This window comes from Natrialba sp. INN-245, from assembly GCF_009807105.1.
GTDB classification, from domain to species: Archaea; Halobacteriota; Halobacteria; order Halobacteriales; family Natrialbaceae; genus Natrarchaeobius; species Natrarchaeobius swarupiae.
The window spans coordinates 23,158-23,731 of sequence record NZ_WUBV01000058.1 but is presented as its reverse complement, the minus strand read 5'-3'; the positions used below and the strand labels follow the sequence as shown (position 1 = coordinate 23,731).

Sequence of the window (574 nt, the reverse complement as noted above, 5' to 3'; positions counted from 1 at the left end):
AAACGGCTTTGTTGAATCGCTGTAAGGCGGTGGATTTCACTGTTTGACGGCACGTTTGATGTTGTAGACGACACACATCAGAGCGATTTCACGGAACTCTCGATACCAGGTTCGCGCTCGCACGGCGTAGCCGAGCGAGCGCTTGACGGCGGAGTTGACGGTTTCGGTCATTGACCGCTGAGCGTACCGATCTTCGTCAATACGAGCGTTGTGTGCATGATCGTATGGCGCGAAGATTCGGTGTTTGATCAGCGGGCGAATGTCGAGGTCACGGAGTCGTTCGCGGAGTTGTTGCTTGTCATAGCCCTTATCAGCGGCTAGAGACCGCAGATCGCCCGCGTTCCGGCGGGCGATCTGCTCACAGAGATCTGCGTCGCTACCTTCTAACGTCGTTGAGCAGTGAAGATCGAGCACAGCTTGCGTTGCTGTATCGACGAGTTTTGTCACTTTGAGCGTCTGAACGCGATAATTCGTTCGATGGCAGTAATGGCGGCTAGCACGATCTCGTTCATAGAACGTTGCATCGATCGCAGCGTGCTCAGAGAGATCGTGCAGCTGCGCCGACTGGCGCAGA

The 574-nt window shown here is 55.2% G+C and carries 1 protein-coding gene; it reads right to left on the bottom strand.

What is annotated here, in order from left to right; genetic code table 11:
* Positions 1–36: 36 nt before the first annotated feature.
* Positions 37–574: IS5 family transposase (locus GRS80_RS15265; protein ID WP_160048313.1), on the bottom strand; the 538-nt coding region annotated here is incomplete at its 5' end.